Origin of the sequence: Bradyrhizobium sp. BR 1432, from assembly GCF_051547705.1 — a bacterium.
Classification (GTDB): Bacteria; Pseudomonadota; Alphaproteobacteria; order Rhizobiales; family Xanthobacteraceae; genus Bradyrhizobium; species Bradyrhizobium zhanjiangense.
On sequence record NZ_JBPUGF010000003.1, the window covers coordinates 6,213,951 to 6,230,977 of the forward strand.

Here is a 17,027-nt window from a genome sequence, read left to right on the forward strand (position 1 = left end):
CGCTGGAGGGAGGGAGGAACAGTTGCAATGCTCGCCTTCCTGATCCGTCGAATCCTGCAAACCGTTCCGACCGTGCTGGCCGTGGTGCTGGTGGTCTTCGTGCTGTTCAGCGTGGTCCCGGGCAGCATCGTCTCGAGCATGAGCGATGACGGCCGAGGTGCAGCGGACCCGCAGGTCGTGGAGCGCATGAGAAAACAGCTCGGCCTCGACGATCCCGTTTACATGCGCTTTGGCTCCTACATCGCCAAGCTTGCGACCGGTGATCTGGGGACGTCGTTCCGGACCCGTGAGCCCGTGACGATCATGATCGCAAAACGGATGTGGCCGACGCTGCAATTGATATTCGCAGCCTTGACGTTTGCGATTGCGATCGGCGTTCCGCTCGGCTTCGTCGCAGCATTGCGACCGGGCGGCATCGTCGACACGGTCTCCATGGTTGTCGCGGTGTCAGGCCTGTCAATGGCCAAATTCTGGCTCGGGCTTCTGCTGATGTACCTGTTCGCCTTGAAGCTCGGCTGGCTGCCGAGCTTCGGCTATGGCGACGGCAGCCTCAAATATTTGATCCTGCCGGCGGTGACACTCGGCGTCTCGCCGATGGCGCTGCTGGCCCGGACGACGCGCGCCGCCGTGCTCGAGATCATGACCGCTGATTTTGTCCGCACGGCGCGCTCCAAGGGCATGAGCGAGATGCGTGTCGTGAAGTGGCACGTGATGCGCAACGCGCTCGTCCTGATCCTCACGACAATGGGCCTGCAATTCGGTGCGTTGATGGGACAAGCCGTCGTCGTCGAGAAATTGTTCTCGTGGCCGGGCATCGGCTCGCTGCTCGTCGACAGTGTTCTCCAGCGCGACATTCCCGCCGTTCAGGGCTCCATTCTCGTGGTGGTGCTGGCCTTTCTCGCGATCAATTTGCTGATCGACGTGCTCTACGGCGTGATCGATCCCAGGATCAGATACGCATGAAGCTCCGCGCCAATCTCATCATCGGTGGCGCATTGTTCGCGCTTGCGATCCTGGTCGGCCTGCTCGCGCCGTGGCTGGCGCACACCGATCCCGTCATGGACGCCAACCTCATGAACGCAGAGGAGGCGCCGAGCTGGACCTGGTGGTTCGGTACCGACGGGCAGGGCCGCGACATCTATTCCCGCGTCGTCTATGGGGCGCGCGTCTCGCTGACGGTGGGTATTGTCTCCCAGCTCATCAACAGCATCATCGGCGTGGCACTGGGCCTGAGCGCCGGGTACCTGGGCGGCTGGTGGGACGATGTCGTCAACGCCCTGACCAACCTCATGCTGGCGATCCCCTCCCTGATCTTCGCGCTTGCCATCATGGCGGTGCTTGGGCCCGGCCTGACCAGCCTGCTCATCGCGCTCGGCTTGACCAACTGGTCCTTCACCTGCCGGATCGCGCGGGCCTCGGCGCTGTCGCTGAGGAGCCAGGGCTATGTGCAGGCCGCAACCGTGCTCGGCTATGGCGATCTGCGCATCATGATCACGCAGCTGCTGCCCAACATGCTCGGACCGATCGTCGTCATCGGCACGCTCGGCATGGGCAGCGCGGTCCTGTCGAAGCCGCATTATCGTTCCTCGGCCTCGGCGTCCGCCCGCCGTTTCCGAGCTGGGGCAGCATGTTGTCCGAGGCCCGCGACCAGATCACGACGGCGCCGTGGCTCTCGGTTTTTCCCGGCCTTGCCATCTTCCTGACGGTGCTCGGCCTCAACCTGCTCGGCGACGGCCTGCGCGACATTCTTGATCCACAATCGCGGAGCCGGCGCACATGACGGGTTCGCCGCTGATCGAAGTCGAGGATCTGCGCATCGATCTCGACGACGGCTCCCGCAAGGTGCCCGCCGTCGAGAACGTTTCGTTCCGCATCGATCGTGGCGAGACGTTCGGCTTGGTCGGCGAATCCGGCTGCGGCAAGAGCATCACGGCGCTCGCCTTGATCGGACTGCTGCGGCCGCCGTTGTCGATCGGCGGTGGCGTCATCCGCTTCGAGGGGCAGGAGATCCAGAGACTTTCCGCCGCCCGGCAGCGGGAGCTGCGCGGCAACCGCATCGCGATGATCTTCCAGGAGCCGATGACGGCCCTGAACCCGGTCTCGCCGGTGGGACGGCAGATCGCCGAGATGTTCGTGCTGCACAAGGGCAAGAGCCGGCGGAAGCCGACCAATTGGCGGTCGAGGCGCTGGCGAGCGTCCGCGTCCCCGCGCCCGAGCGGCGCGTGAAGGATTACCCGCATCAGCTCTCAGGCGGCATGCGTCAACGCGTGATGATCGCCATCGCGCTGGCATGCGGTCCGGATCTCCTGATCGCAGACGAGCCGACCACCGCGCTCGACGTGACCGTGCAGGCGGAAATCATCGAGCTGATGCGCAATCTATGCGCTGAGAGAGGAACGGCGATCCTAATGATCAGCCACGATCTCGGCCTGGTCGCCAATGTCTGCCGCCGCGTGGCCGTCATGTATGCCGGCCGCATCGTCGAGGAGCGCGGCTCGGCCGATATCTTCCGGACGCCCTCGCATCCCTATACGCAGGGCCTCGTCGCCTCGCTGCCGCGGCTCGGCAGCCGCGCTGCGCTTGGCCGTAGCAGACTGAAGGAGATCGCGGGCGTCGTTCCGGCCATTACGAGCTTCCCGGACGGCTGCCGGTTCAATCCGCGTTGCGCGCAGGCGACCGATATTTGCCGGACACTCGCGCCCGAGACGGATTTGCTGGAGGCAGGCGGTCTTGTCAGGTGCCACCACCATGCATGAACCGCAGGGGAGAGCGGATGACGATGTCATCCTCAGCATCGAGGATCTCGCGGTTCATTTTCCGCTCGGGGGTGGCTTGCTGGGCCGCGAGAAGCGGCTGCTCCGTGCCGTCGACGGCGTCGATCTCAGCTTGAGGCGCGGCGAATGCCTCGGCCTCGTCGGCGAGTCCGGCTCGGGCAAGTCGACGGTCGCATTGTCGATCCTTGGTCTCCTGACGCCGACGCGCGGCCGCATCGTGGTGGACGGACAGGTCGTGACGAACCGGCAATCCGGCGATCGGAAGGCCTTGGCCCGCATCGTGCAGATGGTGTTTCAGGATCCCTACGCCTCGCTCAATCCGCGCCAGACCGTTCGCCGTACGCTGGAAGATCCGCTGCGTGTGCACGGCGTGACCGCGAAAAGCGAGATCGAGGACCGCGTTGCGACGATGCTGCGGCATGCGGGCCTGCGGCCCGAACAGTCGGGCCGCTACCCCCATGAATTCTCCGGTGGCCAGCGCCAGCGCATCGGCATTGCGCGCGCGCTGATCCTCAATCCCAAGATCGTCATCTGCGACGAACCGGTCTCCGCGCTCGATGTCTCGATCCGTGCCCAGATCATCAATCTGCTGCTGGAATTGAAGGACACGCTCGGCCTCTCATTCATCATGATCAGCCACGACCTCGGCGTCGTCGAGCACATGAGCGACAGGGTCGCCGTGATGTATCTCGGCCGCATCGTCGAGAATGGCCACTGGCGCGAGATCTTCGAACGACCTGCGCACCCCTACACCCAAGCCCTGATCGCCGCCATCCCCGATCCCTTACGCCACGCACCGTTAGCGACGACAGGGGGCGACCTGCCCAATCCGCTCAATCCGCCAAACGGATGCGCGTTCAGCCCGCGCTGTCGTTACGCCGAGTCCCTGTGTCGCCGCGAGCCTGGTCCATCGCTGGAGACGCGCTCCGACGGACATGCGGTCCGGTGCTGGCGAAGTGATGAGATTACGGGGCAGCTGGTGTTAGCTTCGTCCGAAAGCAGATCTTCCTAGAATGGCCACGCGAACCGATCAGTTATTTTCCGCTATTCTGGGCGTTGTTGGACCCGTGCGCCAGTTATCGTCGTACAACTATCGGGAGCTGCAATGAGTCGAGTGGTACATGTCCCAAGGGGGGTCTTTGACAGTCGGCGTTACGGCTTTGCGCAGGTGGTAGTTGTACCAACGCCCTTGGGCGACGCTGTGCATGTATCTGGCCAAGTGGCGTGGGATGCCGACCAAAAGGTCGTCGGCATTGGTGATGTTGGACGCCAACTTGAGAAAAGCTTAGATAACCTTGCTGCCGCCCTAGCATCCGTTGGCGCCAAACTCGATGACGTCGGATCACTGCGGCTTTACATTCGGCAAACGCACATGCATGAAGGCGACGCCATTACAGCTGCTCTCAAGGCTATGTTTGGCGATAATCCGCCTTGTGCAACTTGGATCGGGGTGTCGAGCCTCGCCATGGACGAGTTTCTGGTGGAGGTCGAGCCCTGTGTTGTGTTTCTTACGCGAAAGTAGGTCAGCTTCGAGTCAGACACGGTCACCGTTGCCGCCTCACGCCAGCTTTGGGCCATGCCGACCGGCAGTTCGAGGCGGAGCAGTCGACGCTGACGTCGCTGTGGTCATTAGTCGTCGATCGTCAGCTGCGATACCGGAATTTGCGGCGGTGGATCTGGATCTGCCAGGTAATTGAGGCGCCTGACCAACTCGCCAGGGATGTCCCGCTCCCATTTTGAACCCCTGCCACCATTGCGGAGCCTTCGAAGCCCCGCGTAGCAAAATTCGTAAATGCCGTGAAAAATTGAATAGTTGCCTGTGTAGGCAAAATGGGACAACCCAACGAGACACGGTTGGCCAAACCCGATCTCTTCGTAGTCACGCTTTGTGCCATCGCCATAGTTGACGCTCCATCGGACTTTGTCGTTCTTCATGACAATGTAGTCGCCGGCGAAGATCGAAATGTCGTGGATGATATTGACGCCGTGATATTCACCAACCCATGCGGGCTCGTAATCGTTCATCGCGAAGAGGACTTCGCCGCCATTCGGAATCAAATGGCCGCCATAACGAAGGAGCCAGTTGTCGAGCGCGGGTAGCGCCTCCGGCGATAGACTTAGCTCTACAAAGAAATGACGCAGATAGCTCGCTAGAAACTCCAACCGCCTTGCCTTCTGCTCCAGAAAATAATTGTAGTTGGCGGCGATCTCGCTCCGCGACAGAACCGCCTCGGAATTGTGAAACGGTGGAGAATAGACCGGATATTTAGACAGCGCCTTCAAGACCCGGCGCCGATCGATCATGTTGGAGATAAACCCCACTTACATTCCCCCAGCGTGACCAAGATCCGCTAGATAGCGCGATGCCACTTTAACTGAAAAGCCGACAGCACGCGCACAAACTATGCCACCACGAATCAGCTGCGCAAATTCCGCTTGTCGGTGCAGAAGGTCGGGCCGCTAGAGGTAAGTACACCCCAATCATTAAGAGAATTCAGTGTCGCCCGCCTCAACGTCCGCTGATGCCGACCAGGCGGGGGCGGCGGTTTGCGTGCGGGTTCTCGGCGAGGAAGGCGCGCAGCCATTCGCGGAAGCTGACGACTTCAGGGCAATCCGCGGTGCCTTCAGGCGCAACCAGCCAATCACCCAGACCAGCCCCCTCACTGACCCGGTCGCAGCGATAGCCCGGATGGTGGCCAAGACCGCGCGCGATCAGCAGGTCGACCTTGCCCTCGACCAACTCGTGCAGGCCGGCGGGCTGCAGCACCCGCAAGCCGATGTCTGGATGCGCGCTGCGAAACTCCGCCAGTTCGAGGCGGCGCAGGTCGACGCTGCCATGGACTCCCAATTGCAGCAGCGCCGCACCTGCCGGCTTCAATTGCGAGGTCGCCTCCGCAATGTGACGAAAGCCTTCGGATATCGCGGGCAGATAGGTCTGACCGGCCGCGGTCAGGATGAGCTGCTTATGCAGCCGCTCGAACAGGCGTACGCCAAGGCGCGCCTCCAGCGCCTTCACCTGCTGCCCCACGGCGGCGGGCGTTACGTGCAGCTCGTGCGCAGCCAATTTGAAGCTGAGATGCCGAGCCGCGGCTTCGAATGCGCGGAGCGCGTTGAGCGGAGGAAGGATGTAAGTCATCGCTGCCGAGTTTGTCACTGAATGGCCGCGCGCTTGCAATAGATTTTCTTGCGCTGAACCGCAGCAACATTGCTTTGCGCCGGCGCGATGCCGCCGGTTAGGGTCGATCAACCGCAAACCGGAGCGAACAGGAGACAATCTGACATGGCTCAAATCGTCGGTCATAATCCTCCATCGGTCCATGCTCCCGCCGGTGGTTACAGCATGGGACTTGAATTCAGTCAGCATCGCCGCCTGCTGTTCATCAGCGGCCAGGTGCCCGAGAGATCTGACGGCAGCGTGCCCGAAGGTTTCGAAGCGCAATGCGAGCAGGCCTGGCGCAATGTGATCGAGGTGCTCGCCGCCGCCGGCCTCGGCGTCACGCATCTGGTCAAGGTCACGACGTTCCTGACCGACATCAGTCAGGTCGTGCCCAATCGTGCCATTCGTCGCAAGATGCTCGAAGGACACGAACCCGCGCTGACGGTCATGATCGCTGAAACCGTCGACAGCAAATGGCTGCTGGAGATCGAGGCGATCGCTGCGGAATGAAGCGGATCCAAGATGCAATTGCTCACGGTGCCCGAAATGGAACGTCTCGCCGCGGAGCACTGCGTCGTCATTGCGAGCGTAGCGAAGCAATCCAGAAATGTATCCGCGGAAAGACTCTGGATTGTTCGCTGCGCTCGCAATGACGGGGGGTGGCAGACAGCACTCCGCCGGTTGCTTTCGAGGCGCCGCCATGGTGACATCCTGCCCCTGTTTTGCCCGACGTGTCAAATGGATTTCGCGAAATCCGCAATTGTACGGCGCCGCCGGCAAGCCATTGATTCCGCTAGCCCCGGCTACTGTGCATGGGGTTGTTTTCGCACTTTTTTGTTTGAGCGCCGTCTACTCCGCCGCTTTTTCTCTCAGCCGCTGCGCATAGACGTTGATGACCAGCGCCGCCAAAAGGATCAGGCCGCGGATCAGGATCTTCAAAAAGCTGTCGATGTTGACGTGGTCGAGGCCGTTGTTGAGGACGCCGAGCACGAACAGGCCGACGATGGTGTTGCCGATGCCGCCGCGGCCGCCGAACAGGCTGGTGCCGCCGACCACGACGGCGGCGATGGAGTCGAGCAGGTAGGTGTCGAACTCGTTCTGCTGCGCGCTGCCGAAATGGGCGACGCCGAGCATGCCGCCGATGCCCGAGCAGACCGCCGAGATCACCATCACCGCGCCGAGGATCAGCTTGACGTTGAGGCCGGAATATTCGGCCGCCTCGCGATTGCCGCCGACCATGTAGATGTAGCGGCCGAAGCGCGTGTAGGTCAGCACCAGATGCCCGCCGAGCAGCATGATGGCTGCGACGATGACGATCCAGGGGATGCCACCGATCGAGCCGGAGCCGAGCGTCGTGATCAGGCTCGGCACCTTGTAGGCGATCTGGCCGCGTACCAAGAGTGCCGAGATGCCGGCCGCGATCTGCATCATGGCCAGCGTCATGATGAAGGAGGGGATGCCGATCACGGTCAGCCCCAGCGCATTGACGAGGCCGAGCAGCGCGCAGAGCAGGATCGACAGGATGATCGCGATCGCGCCCGGCAGCGGCACATTGGCGATGTTGACGTAGGATTCCTGGAGCGTGAAGTAGGCGACGGCGATGCCGGTGACGTTGGCGATGCTGGCGATCGACAGGTCGATCTCGGCGCAGAGGATCACGAAGGTGAGGCCGACCGCGATGATGCCTGTCACTGACACCTGGGTCAGGATGTTGCCGAGATTGTCGAGCGTCGCGAAGGAGGGGCTGGCGAAGGCGAAGAAGCCGGACAGGAAGATCAGGGTGAGGAACGGCGCGATGTTGCGCATCTGCGAGCGCAGGAAGGGCGCAACGCCCCGCGCTCGCGCAGCTGCCGCCGGAACCGTTTCACTGCTCGTCATGGTGCTGCTCCGTCACGCCGCTTCCAGCAGGCGGTCCTTGCTGACCGGCTCGTTCCTGAATTCCCGCACCAATGCGCCGCGTTTGAGCACGAGGATGCGGTCGGCCAGCGACAGCACCGTTTCCGGCTCGGTCGACAGCACGATGATGGCAAGCCCCCTGGCGCGAAGGTCGCGGACGATGTTGATGACGTCGTTCTTGGCGCCGACATCCATGCCACGGGTCGGCTCGCACAGCACCAGAAGCTTGGGCGGATAGGTCAGCCATTTCGCCAGCGCGACCTTCTGCTGGTTGCCGCCGGAGAGCATGCCGAGGTCGAGGCCGACCACGGGCGGCCGGATCTGCAACTGATCGACCTGGCGCTTGGCGATATCGCGCTCCTGTGCCGGCTTGAGCAGCAGGGACGAGATGCGATCCAAAATGCTGATCGAGATGTTCTTGTAGACCGGCTCCTGGTGAAACAGCATGTCGCGCCGGCTCTCCGGCACCAGCGCCACGCCAGCCCGCCGCGCCGCCGCCGTGCTGGCGAAGGTTTTTGGCGTGCCCTCGACGGCGAGCGTGCCGCTGTCCGGCTTCAGCTTGCCGAACAGGATGCGCGACAGCTCCTGCTGGCCGCAGCCCATGAAGCCGTAGATGCCGAGCACCTCGCCGGCGCGGGCCTCGAACGAGACATCCTGAAGGCTGCGGGCAAGCGATAGCTGATCGACTTTCAGCACCACCGCGCTGTCGCTCGGCTGCGGCAGCATCAAATCGTCGGTGTAGCTGTGCTCGAGCACCTCGCCGCCGCGGCCGATCATGGCCTCGATCAGCGCGCCCTTGCTGGTCGCGGCGCTCGCCGTCTCCGCGACCTTCCGTCCGTTGCGGAACACGGTGACAGTGTCCGACACGCGAAGAATGTCCTCGATGAAATGCGAGATAAAGACGATTGCGGTGCCTTCCTCGCGCAGTCGCCTGAGCGTTGCGAACAGGCGCTCGACCTCGGGTGGGGAGAGGGCGGAGGTCGGCTCGTCCAGGATGACGATGCGCGCGCCGGAGAACAGCACGCGCGCGATCTCGATCAGCTGCTGAAGTCCGATCGGGAGGTCGCCGAGCCGCGACATCGGGTCGACGTCGATGCCGAAGCGGGCGAGCTGCTCGCCGGCTTCGCGCGCCATCCGCCGCCACTGCACGAGGCCGAGCCGGTTGACCGGCTGGTTGCCCAGGAAGACGTTCTCCGCGACCGTGAGGTCGGGCGCGACAGAGAGCTCCTGGTGCACCATGGCGATGCCGGCCGCATGCGCATCGCGCGCCGAGCGAAAATGCGTCTCCACCCCGTCGATCAGGAAGCGGCCGGAGAATTCGGCATGCACGCCGGCGATGATCTTCATCAGCGTGCTTTTTCCCGCGCCGTTCTCGCCGACAAGACCGTGGATCTCGCCGGGAAGAAGCGCGAAGTCGACACCACGAAGTGCTTCGACGCCGCCGAAGCTCTTCGTGATGCCTTTCAGTTCCAGGATGGGCGAACGAACCTCTGGCATGGAGGACTAAATCAGGAAATGGTCTTCCATCCACTGCATGCCGGGGGCATTGGCCTTGGTCACGACCGGGCCGTCGGTGACGACGTTTTTCGGGATTCCCTGTCCGCTCTTCTCGCCGCCGACCACGGCCGACACGCCTGCGATGATGGCGCCGCCATGGATGCGGCAGGATGGATTGCGCACGGTCGCGAACATGCGGCCCTCGCTCACCGCCTGGATTGCCGGCGGCATGGCATCGACACCGCCAATCAGGATGTTGGTGCGGTTGCGGGCCTTCATGATGTTGTAGGCGGCGAGCGCCATGTCGTCATTGTGGAAGAACGCCGCGTCGATCTGCGGATATTTCGTGAGATAGGTCTCCCAGAGGCGGGCGGTCTTGGAGACGTCCCAGTCGGCCGGCTGGGTGTCGAGCACCTCGATGCCAGGGAATTGCTTGACCACCGAGTTGAAGCCTTTTGCGCGTCCTTGTGCGCCGGTATGGCCGAGCGCGCCTTGGGTCATGATGATCTTGCCCTTGCCGCCCATGGCGTTGCACAGCGCCTGCGTCACCGAGGCGCCCATGAACTCGTTGTCGGGGGCGAGGAAGGAGTGGACATTGATCTGGTCGAGCGGCGCGATCAGCGTGTCCATGTCGATCACGGGCGTGCCGGCGTCGATCATCTTCTGCACGGGCTGGGTGAGGGTGCCGATGCCGAAAGCCTGGATCGCAACGAAATCCCATTTCTGCGAGGCCATGTTGTCGATCGCGGCGCGCTGCTTCACCGCGTCGAGCTGACCATCGAACCAGGTCACCTCGACATTGAACAGCTTGCCCCAGAATTCCGCGGCCTGCTTGCCTTGCGCACACCAGGTGGCCTGGAGGCCCGCGTTGGAGAAGGCCGCTTTCAGCGGCTTCTCGGATCGTCCGACTTCGGCTGCAAGTGCTGGGTTTATGCCCATGCTGCCGAGGATGGCAGTCGCGGCGCCGGCGGTCGCTGCCGCCTGAAGAAGATCGCGCCTCGTCGTCGAGAAATCTTTCGTCCCGGACATCGCTCGCTCCCGTAAAATTTTATCGTCGGCGCGTCATTGCTTGCGCGACCGATGTCCGAAAGTGTCTCACAAGAGCTGACGTCACTCAATCTGCAATCAATCGCGCGATCGCAGCAAGCACCCTTGGTGCAGCGCAAAGTATCAGGCCGGCACGCCTGCGAATGCGTCGATCGCCACGAGCAATGCATCCCAGGCCTGTCCAATGTCCGGTGACCATTCATCGCCGAGCAGATCGCGGAGCGTATCCCTGATGATCGCAAAGAAGGCGATGAAGAGGTCGCGTGACGTGCCGTAAGCCTCGTGCGAGGCGGCCTCGCAGGCGTTCAGCCGGAAATGCCCGCGGCGCTCGTCGGCGAAGTCGAGGACCGCCTCGATCGCCAGCGCGAGCATCGATCCCATCACGAGCTCGCTGCCTTGCGAGCGAAACATCATCCGGGTTTCCGGATGCTCTTCGAACAGGCGCTGATAGACCCTCGGCGTCAGATCGGCGCGGCGCGAGGCCGCCAGCTCAAAACTGCGTTCGATCGGATTGGGAGGAGCCTTCATCGGCGCTTCAGCCATGCAGGCAAAAAAAGAGCGGGGCCCTGGCCCCGCTCAAAAATTGTGTCGACCCTATTATCCCCAATTCTAAGATTTGCTCTTGATTGACGGGGCGACGCTGCGTTTTGCGCGCCAGGGGCTCCTCCCGAGACTTGGACCACCAGGCCACGACCTCGCGGTCAGCGCCTGAGCAAGAGAATGCTAGATCAACTTTTCTCACTTGTCATCATTTTCGGCAACGATTGTTCAAAATAAGAGCAGCTGACGAAATGATCGGGTTTGCGGCCTTATAAGTATATGACAAATATAAGAAATCTGTGGACCGTGGTGCCTTTGACTTGTCTCAAATGCCGGCCTTCCCACCGGGGTAGGGTGCTCCGATCACAGTTTTCGAGAAATTTGCGCCGGGGCAAGAAGGCCGCGGAACTGACCTCGACTTAGGGCAGGCCGCGGTGTTTAGTTAGCAGGCGAACGAATGGTTCGGCGGATGCGCGCGCGGCTGCAAAAATTCCTACCCCTTGTCCTGCTCGCCCTGGCGATGCAGGTGCTGGCGCCGATTGCTGCCTGTCTGGCGGCCGGTCAGGCCGTGGCCGATCCGCTATCCGCCGGCGTCATCTGCCACAGCGGGGGTGAGCAGGGGGCCTGAACGATCAAACCGGCGGCCCCAGCGCGCACGCCGGTGCGTGCGCGCTGTGTTGCCTGGCGCAGGCGGGCGCATCGCTCGATTCGCCGCCGCAGCCGGCGTTCGCGATTCCCTCCCGCCACGTCGAAAGCGTAGTGTGGCACGCGGCGGATGTATCTGCCGGTTTCACCCACAAGGGCTCAAGCGCCCAGGCGCGCGCGCCTCCTCGAATTTCCTGACGACCTCCACCGTCGCCGCGGCTCGTCCGCTGGCGATTGATGCTGTCGAACAGCCGGGAAGAAAGCCGGCGTCAGGAATGCCCCATGTTACGTTGTCATGCCCGCCGCGGCGTGAGCATCGTTGCCATTCAGGCCGCGCTGCTGGCGTCGTCGAGCGGAGTTTTCGCTCAGAGCAGTAACGTCGTGCTGCCGCCGGTCACCGTCGATGCCCCCGCGGTAGTGAAGCCCAAGCCGCGCAAGCCGGCGGCGCGTACGGTCGCCGTCCGGAACCGGTCGGCAAAGCCCGCCACCGAGCGGGCCGCCCCCGCCGTCGCGGCCGAGCAGGGTGCAGGCAGTGCCCGCGTGTCACTCGAGCCGCCGGCCGCCGTGGCCCGTTATCAATTGCCGCAGCGCTCCTTCAGCGTCACGGCGAAAGAGGTCGACGAGACTATCAACCTCAAGGACCCCGAGGACGCCGTCAAATACATGCCGAGCCTGTTCGTGCGGAAGCGCAACGACGGGGACAACAATGCCGTGCTCGCGACGCGAAGCTGGGGCCTCAATTCAAGCTCGCGGACGTTAATCTACTACGACGATCTCCTGATCTCGGCGCTGATCGGCAACAACAACACGAATGCCTCGCCGAAGTGGAACCTGATCTCGCCGGAAGCGATCGGTCGGGTCGACTATCTCAACGGGCCGTTCGCGGCCGCCTATCCCGGCAACTCGATCGGCGGCGTGCTGCTGATCTCGTCGAAGATGCCCGACAAGCCGTTTGCAGTCGCCAAGGAAGCCGTGTCCGTGATGCCCTGGAATCAATACGGCACCAAGGACACCTACGTGACCAGCCAGACCAGCGCCGCTGCGGGCAATCGCGACGGCAAGCTGTCCTGGCTCGCCAGCGCCAACTATCTCGATAGCTACCAGCAGCCCCTGACCTACACGACGAGCGGCAGCATCCCGGCCGGTACGACCGGTGCGTTTTCGGCGCTCAACAAGCAGGGCGTTGCGGCCAACGTGGTGGGCACGGGCATCCTCGCGCATTCGCAGCAGACGTCCGGTAACATCCGCCTTTCCTATGACGTGACGGCGCAGGTGCAGGCGACCTATTCGTTTGGGATCTGGAATAACCACCAGGTCTCCGATCCCCAGACCTACTTGAAATCAGCAGCGACGGGTGCGCCCACATTCGCGGGCCTGTCCGGATTTGCCACGGGCAAATATGTCTGGGACCAGACCCATGTCAGCAACGCCGTTGCGATCAAGAGCGACACCAAGGGCACCTACGATTTCGACCTTTCGGCGTCGAGCTACAACTATCTCCAGGACATCCAGCTCAACCCGTTCACCATCACGCCCACAGGCGTCGGCTATTCCCAGAACGGGAAGATCACGAGGATGGACGGCACCAACTGGCAGAATGCCGATGCCAAGGGGATCTGGCGGCCGTATGGTTATGACGGACCGCACGAGGTCAGTTTCGGCATGCATGGTGATCGTTATCGCCTGGAAAGTCCCGTTTATGCGTCATCCGTTTGGAATACGACGGGAGACACCGGGACGGGCACGCTCTACTCGCAGGGGCAGGGTGAAACCCGGACCGGTGCGATTTGGCTTCAGGATGCCTGGAGGATCCTTCCCAATCTGAAGCTCACGCTCGGTGGTCGGTTCGAAACCTGGCGAGCCCAGGATGGTTTCAATATCAGCACCGCGACGAACGCTGCCGGCGCGATTACATCGATCGCTGCGGTTCAACAATCGCAACTCGCCTCGACGAATTTTTCACCGAAGGCGTCGCTGTCCTTTGATCCGAACAAGGATTGGAATATCACGGCAAACTTCGGGCAGGCCTATCGCTATCCGACCGTCATGGAGCTCTATCAGAACCTGACAGTCGGCGGCGTAGCGACGATCGCCAATCCCAACCTGTTCCCCGAGCAGGATCTGACAGGTGAGCTGAACATCGAGCGCAGATGGAGCGACGGCCGCATCCGCTTGACCCTGTTCCGGGAGCACACCGATCATGCGATCATCTCCCAGACCAACCTCGTCACCAATCCGATCACGAAGGTGCAAACGCCGACGACCGTGATCAGCAATGTCGATGCGATCAGGTTGCAGGGTATCGAGTTGTCCGCCGACAAGGACAACGTTCTCGTCAGTGGTCTGCAGCTGTTCGGCAGCGTTACTTATGTCGACTTCGCGAATCCTGGCCGACGCGGGGTGGGCCGGAATTGATCCTCTGACGAATCTGCCCACGACTGTGGTCGGCAAGCGCGTGCCTTACGTGCCCGACTGGCGCGCTAAGTTCGGCGTGACCTACCGGCCGAACGATAGCTGGGCCTACACGGTTGCTGCACGCTACAGCGGCAAGCAGTACTCGACGCTGGACAACACGGATCGCGTCTCCCACGTCTATGGCGCGTTCGATAACTTCTTCGTTGTGGACTTGAAGGTGCACTATAACGCGACGAAGAACTTCGCATTCGACTTCGGCATCGATAATCTCTTCAACGAGCAGTACTTCCTGTTCCATCCGTTCCCGGGGCGAACCTTCGTTGTCGCCGGCAAGTACACGTTCTGAGGGGTGGAGTGATGTTTACGACAAGAAAGGCAAAGGACATGACCAAGCTCTCACGCATCCTCGCGCTCGCAGCGCTTTCCGCCGCAATGTTCGCCGCCCCCGTGCGCGCCGACGACGTCAAAGCCGGCGATATCGTCATCTCGCAGGCCTGGAGCCGGGCGACGCCGGGCGGCGCCAAGGTCGCGGGCGGCTATCTCACCATCGAGAACAAGGGGTCGGCGGCGGACAGGCTGGTCAGCGTTTCCGCCGACATCGCGGGGAAGGCCGAGATTCACGAGATGGCGATGGACAATGGCGTGATGAAGATGCGCCCCCTCGACAAGGGGCTCGTCATTGATCCCGGCAAGACCGTGAAGCTTGCGCCCGGCGGCAATCATCTGATGCTCCAGGAGCTGAAGGGCCCGTTCAAGCAGGGCGACAAGGTGCCGCTGACACTTCAGTTCGAGAAGGCCGGCAAAGTCGCCGTCTCTCTCGACGTTCAGGCTGTTGGCGCGCCGGCGCCCGGCGGCGCCGGACACTCCGGCCATATGGACATGAAGAAAATGCCGGATCACTCGGGAATGAAGATGTGATGAGGATGATCTGGCCTCCGGGAGACCGAATATGTTGAAGCGATCCTGCCCGATCTTGATTGCTGCGTTCGCCATCTCGCCGGCGGCGGCGCATGTGTCGCTCGAGACCAAGCAAGCCACGGTCGGCGCGTCGTACAAGGCTGTGTTCACCGTGCCGCACGGCTGTGCGGGCTCGCCCACGGTGAAGATCCGCGTGCAGATCCCTGAAGGGGTGATCGCTGTCAAGCCGATGCCGAAGGCGGGCTGGAACGTCGATGTCGTCGAGGGCAAATATGCCAACGAATACGACTTTCACGGCAACAAGCTCTCTTCCGGCGTCAAGGAGGTGATGTGGTCCGGCGGCAAGCTGCCGGACAAGTACTATGACGAGTTCGTCATGCAGACGATGCTGACCGATATGCTCAAGCCGAACACGACGCTGTACTTCCCGGTTGTGCAGGAATGCGATACGGGCGTGAGCCGCTGGATCGAAATCCCGACGGAGGGGGCAGGGCATTCGCATGAGGGCAAGTCGCCGGCACCGGGCGTGAAGCTGCTGCCAAAGCCGTAATGCGCCTGCTCGCCACGCTTGCGACGCTACTCATCGTTGTCGGCTTCGCGACCGGCGCGTTCGCGCATGCGGCGCTGGTCGCGGTCGAGCCGGCCAGCGGCAGCGTGCTTGCGAGCGCGCCGAAGGCCGTGGTGCTGCGCTTCAACGAGGCGGTGACGCCGGGCGCGGTCCAGCTGATCGATGGCACGGGCAGGGCGCGGGACGATGTGCGCATCAACGCGTCGGGCGAAACGATTTCGGTTGCGGTGCCGCCGGACCTGCCGCAGGGCACGGCGGTCGTCAGCTATCGGGTGATTTCGCAGGACGGCCATCCCATCGCGGGATCGGTGGTGTTCTCGATCGGCGTGCCGACGGGGACGACGCCTCCCGCGAATACGGATGGCGGGTTGAGTGCGCTCATCTGGCTGGCGCGGGTCGGCCTTTACCTCGGGCTGTTTGTTGGTGTCGGCGGTGTGTTGTTCGCGCGCTGGATCGCGTGGTCGATGACGGGCACGACCGTGCCGTTTGTTGCACTCGCGGTCGGCCTTCCGAGCGCGGTGGTGTCCCTTGGTGCGCTGGGCCTCGATCTTCTCGGCCTGCCGCCGGCGGCTCTTGCAACCATTGCTCCCTGGAAGGTGGCGTTCGCGACGAGCGCGGGCCCCGCATCGCTGGTCGCCATCGCCGCGATGCTGATCGCATTGATGGCGCTGCGCAGCGCATGGTACGCGCGCGCTCTTGCGTTCATCGCGTTCATCGGCGTCGGCCTGTCGCTGGCCATGACCGGGCACGCCGCCACGGCTCCGCCCGAAATGTTGACGCGGCCGGCGATTTTCCTCCATGGCCTCGGCGTTGCCTTCTGGATCGGGGCGCTGGCGCCGCTCGTTGCGCTGGTGTCGAAGCCGGTGGCCACGACCTTGCCTTTCGTAAACCGCTTCTCCCGCATTGCCGTGCCGGTCGTCGCCACGCTGGCATTGACCGGCCTTGTGCTCGCCATCGTCCAGCTCGAAAAGTTGTCGGCGCTGGTCGAGACCCGCTACGGCCTCATCCTTTCCATCAAGCTCGCGCTGGTCCTCGTGCTGCTCGCACTCGCCGCGCTCAACCGCTTTCACCTGACCCCGGCGCTGGCAAGGGATCACGAGGCCGCGTCCGCCCTCAAGCGCTCGATCCTGTTCGAATGCGCGATCGCACTCATCATCTTCGCGGTCGTCGCCGGCTGGCGCTTCACGCCGCCGCCGCGGAGCATCGTTCCGGAGACGCCCTTGGCGATCCATATTCACAGCGACAAGGCAATGTTCCAGGTGCTGGTGTCTCCTGGGAAGGCCGGCGTCGACGATTTCGTGCTTCAGCTCATGACCGGAGAGGGGACGCCGCTCGCGGCCAAGGAGGTGACGTTGACGCTGAGCCTGCCTGAGCGCGGCATCGAGCCGATGGAACGAGGCGCCTCGCTGGGGCCGGACGGCTACTGGTACGTGCGCAAGGTCGAGTTGCCCTTCGCCGGCCGCTGGTACGTGCGGATCGACGCGCTGGTGACCGACTTCGAGAGGATCACGCTGGAGGATGAACTGGAGGTGGCGTCGCCCTAGGCTCGCCGGCTTTGCAGGGTATGCTG

At 62.9% G+C, this 17,027-nt stretch carries 15 protein-coding genes and 3 pseudogenes; 12 read left to right on the plus strand and 6 right to left on the minus strand.

Annotated elements, in window-relative coordinates:
* Positions 1-27: 27 nt before the first annotated feature.
* The 5 genes and pseudogenes from ACSKB8_RS30155 (at position 28) to ACSKB8_RS30175 (ending at position 4,296) form a co-directional block, all read left to right on the plus strand.
* On the plus strand, positions 28-963 hold the full coding sequence (locus ACSKB8_RS30155) for an ABC transporter permease (RefSeq protein ID WP_370986060.1): 936 nt from the start codon (positions 28-30) through the stop codon (positions 961-963).
* Positions 960-1,780: pseudogene (locus tag ACSKB8_RS30160) on the plus strand (ABC transporter permease). The gene ACSKB8_RS30155 and the pseudogene ACSKB8_RS30160 overlap by 4 nt, the downstream one beginning before the upstream one ends.
* Positions 1,777-2,756: pseudogene (locus tag ACSKB8_RS30165) on the plus strand (ABC transporter ATP-binding protein). Before ACSKB8_RS30160 ends, ACSKB8_RS30165 begins: the two co-directional pseudogenes overlap by 4 nt.
* The gene (locus tag ACSKB8_RS30170; RefSeq protein WP_438108014.1) at positions 2,749-3,786 is read left to right on the plus strand and encodes an ABC transporter ATP-binding protein; all 1,038 of its coding nucleotides are present in this window, start codon (positions 2,749-2,751) and stop codon (positions 3,784-3,786) included. The pseudogene ACSKB8_RS30165 and the gene ACSKB8_RS30170 overlap by 8 nt, the downstream one beginning before the upstream one ends.
* Positions 3,787-3,963: 177 nt before the next feature.
* Positions 3,964-4,296, plus strand: coding sequence for a RidA family protein (locus ACSKB8_RS30175; protein ID WP_370986013.1), 333 nt, complete (start codon positions 3,964-3,966; stop codon positions 4,294-4,296).
* 107 nt (positions 4,297-4,403) lie between these two features.
* On the opposite strand, the gene ACSKB8_RS30180 is transcribed toward ACSKB8_RS30175, so the two are convergent.
* Complete coding sequence (locus tag ACSKB8_RS30180; protein ID WP_438108015.1) at positions 4,404-5,078, minus strand: hypothetical protein; 675 nt, start codon at positions 5,076-5,078, stop codon at positions 4,404-4,406.
* A 205-nt stretch (positions 5,079-5,283) separates the two neighbouring features.
* A complete protein-coding gene (locus ACSKB8_RS30185) occupies positions 5,284-5,910 on the minus strand; it encodes a LysR family transcriptional regulator (RefSeq protein ID WP_438108016.1) in 627 nt (208 codons plus the stop codon).
* 144 nt (positions 5,911-6,054) lie between these two features.
* On the opposite strand from ACSKB8_RS30185, the gene ACSKB8_RS30190 reads away from it, so the two are divergent.
* Positions 6,055-6,441 carry a RidA family protein gene (locus ACSKB8_RS30190; RefSeq protein WP_438108017.1) on the plus strand — a complete coding sequence of 129 codons (387 nt, stop codon included), beginning with the start codon at positions 6,055-6,057 and terminating at the stop codon, positions 6,439-6,441.
* Between the two features lie 339 nt (positions 6,442-6,780).
* Here ACSKB8_RS30190 and ACSKB8_RS30195 read toward each other — a convergent pair whose 3' ends face one another.
* The 4 genes from ACSKB8_RS30195 to ACSKB8_RS30210 form a co-directional block, all read right to left on the minus strand.
* Positions 6,781-7,809 carry an ABC transporter permease gene (locus tag ACSKB8_RS30195; RefSeq protein ID WP_370986015.1) on the minus strand — a complete coding sequence of 343 codons (1,029 nt, stop codon included), beginning with the start codon at positions 7,807-7,809 and terminating at the stop codon, positions 6,781-6,783.
* Between the two features lie 12 nt (positions 7,810-7,821).
* On the minus strand, positions 7,822-9,324 hold the full coding sequence (locus ACSKB8_RS30200; RefSeq protein ID WP_438108018.1) for a sugar ABC transporter ATP-binding protein: 1,503 nt from the start codon (positions 9,322-9,324) through the stop codon (positions 7,822-7,824).
* 6 nt (positions 9,325-9,330) lie between these two features.
* The gene (locus ACSKB8_RS30205) at positions 9,331-10,353 is read right to left on the minus strand and encodes a sugar ABC transporter substrate-binding protein (protein WP_091885915.1); all 1,023 of its coding nucleotides are present in this window, start codon (positions 10,351-10,353) and stop codon (positions 9,331-9,333) included.
* A gap of 141 nt (positions 10,354-10,494) precedes the next feature.
* Positions 10,495-10,899, minus strand: coding sequence for a globin (locus ACSKB8_RS30210; RefSeq protein ID WP_438108019.1), 405 nt, complete (start codon positions 10,897-10,899; stop codon positions 10,495-10,497).
* 481 nt (positions 10,900-11,380) lie between these two features.
* Here ACSKB8_RS30210 and ACSKB8_RS30215 point away from each other — a divergent pair.
* From ACSKB8_RS30215 to ACSKB8_RS30240, 6 genes and pseudogenes are all read left to right on the plus strand, one after another.
* Positions 11,381-11,754: pseudogene (locus tag ACSKB8_RS30215) on the plus strand (DUF2946 domain-containing protein).
* A gap of 84 nt (positions 11,755-11,838) precedes the next feature.
* The gene (locus ACSKB8_RS30220; RefSeq protein ID WP_438108020.1) at positions 11,839-13,971 is read left to right on the plus strand and encodes a TonB-dependent receptor; all 2,133 of its coding nucleotides are present in this window, start codon (positions 11,839-11,841) and stop codon (positions 13,969-13,971) included.
* Positions 13,972-13,996: 25 nt separating this feature from the next.
* On the plus strand, positions 13,997-14,317 hold the full coding sequence (locus tag ACSKB8_RS30225) for a TonB-dependent receptor domain-containing protein (RefSeq protein ID WP_438108021.1): 321 nt from the start codon (positions 13,997-13,999) through the stop codon (positions 14,315-14,317).
* Between the two features lie 38 nt (positions 14,318-14,355).
* Complete coding sequence (locus tag ACSKB8_RS30230) at positions 14,356-14,889, plus strand: copper chaperone PCu(A)C (protein WP_438108022.1); 534 nt, start codon at positions 14,356-14,358, stop codon at positions 14,887-14,889.
* Between the two features lie 31 nt (positions 14,890-14,920).
* Positions 14,921-15,439 carry a YcnI family copper-binding membrane protein gene (locus ACSKB8_RS30235; RefSeq protein ID WP_438108023.1) on the plus strand — a complete coding sequence of 173 codons (519 nt, stop codon included), beginning with the start codon at positions 14,921-14,923 and terminating at the stop codon, positions 15,437-15,439.
* Positions 15,439-17,001, plus strand: a complete 1,563-nt coding sequence (locus ACSKB8_RS30240; RefSeq protein WP_438108024.1) for a copper resistance CopC/CopD family protein — start codon at positions 15,439-15,441, stop codon at positions 16,999-17,001. Before ACSKB8_RS30235 ends, ACSKB8_RS30240 begins: the two co-directional genes overlap by 1 nt.
* The last annotated feature ends 26 nt before the right edge of the window (positions 17,002-17,027 follow it).

Coding starts and splice junctions, on each gene's coding strand:
- ACSKB8_RS30155 (WP_370986060.1), top strand. CDS start 28: ATGCTCGCCTTCCTGATCCGTCGAATCCTGCAAACCGTTCCGACCGTG.
- ACSKB8_RS30170 (WP_438108014.1), top strand. CDS start 2,749: ATGCATGAACCGCAGGGGAGAGCGGATGACGATGTCATCCTCAGCATC.
- ACSKB8_RS30180 (WP_438108015.1), bottom strand. CDS start 5,078: ATGATCGATCGGCGCCGGGTCTTGAAGGCGCTGTCTAAATATCCGGTC.
- ACSKB8_RS30185 (WP_438108016.1), bottom strand. CDS start 5,910: ATGACTTACATCCTTCCTCCGCTCAACGCGCTCCGCGCATTCGAAGCC.
- ACSKB8_RS30190 (WP_438108017.1), top strand. CDS start 6,055: ATGGCTCAAATCGTCGGTCATAATCCTCCATCGGTCCATGCTCCCGCC.
- ACSKB8_RS30195 (WP_370986015.1), bottom strand. CDS start 7,809: ATGACGAGCAGTGAAACGGTTCCGGCGGCAGCTGCGCGAGCGCGGGGC.
- ACSKB8_RS30200 (WP_438108018.1), bottom strand. CDS start 9,324: ATGCCAGAGGTTCGTTCGCCCATCCTGGAACTGAAAGGCATCACGAAG.
- ACSKB8_RS30205 (WP_091885915.1), bottom strand. CDS start 10,353: ATGTCCGGGACGAAAGATTTCTCGACGACGAGGCGCGATCTTCTTCAG.
- ACSKB8_RS30210 (WP_438108019.1), bottom strand. CDS start 10,899: ATGAAGGCTCCTCCCAATCCGATCGAACGCAGTTTTGAGCTGGCGGCC.
- ACSKB8_RS30220 (WP_438108020.1), top strand. CDS start 11,839: ATGTTACGTTGTCATGCCCGCCGCGGCGTGAGCATCGTTGCCATTCAG.
- ACSKB8_RS30230 (WP_438108022.1), top strand. CDS start 14,356: ATGACCAAGCTCTCACGCATCCTCGCGCTCGCAGCGCTTTCCGCCGCA.
- ACSKB8_RS30235 (WP_438108023.1), top strand. CDS start 14,921: ATGTTGAAGCGATCCTGCCCGATCTTGATTGCTGCGTTCGCCATCTCG.
- ACSKB8_RS30240 (WP_438108024.1), top strand. CDS start 15,439: ATGCGCCTGCTCGCCACGCTTGCGACGCTACTCATCGTTGTCGGCTTC.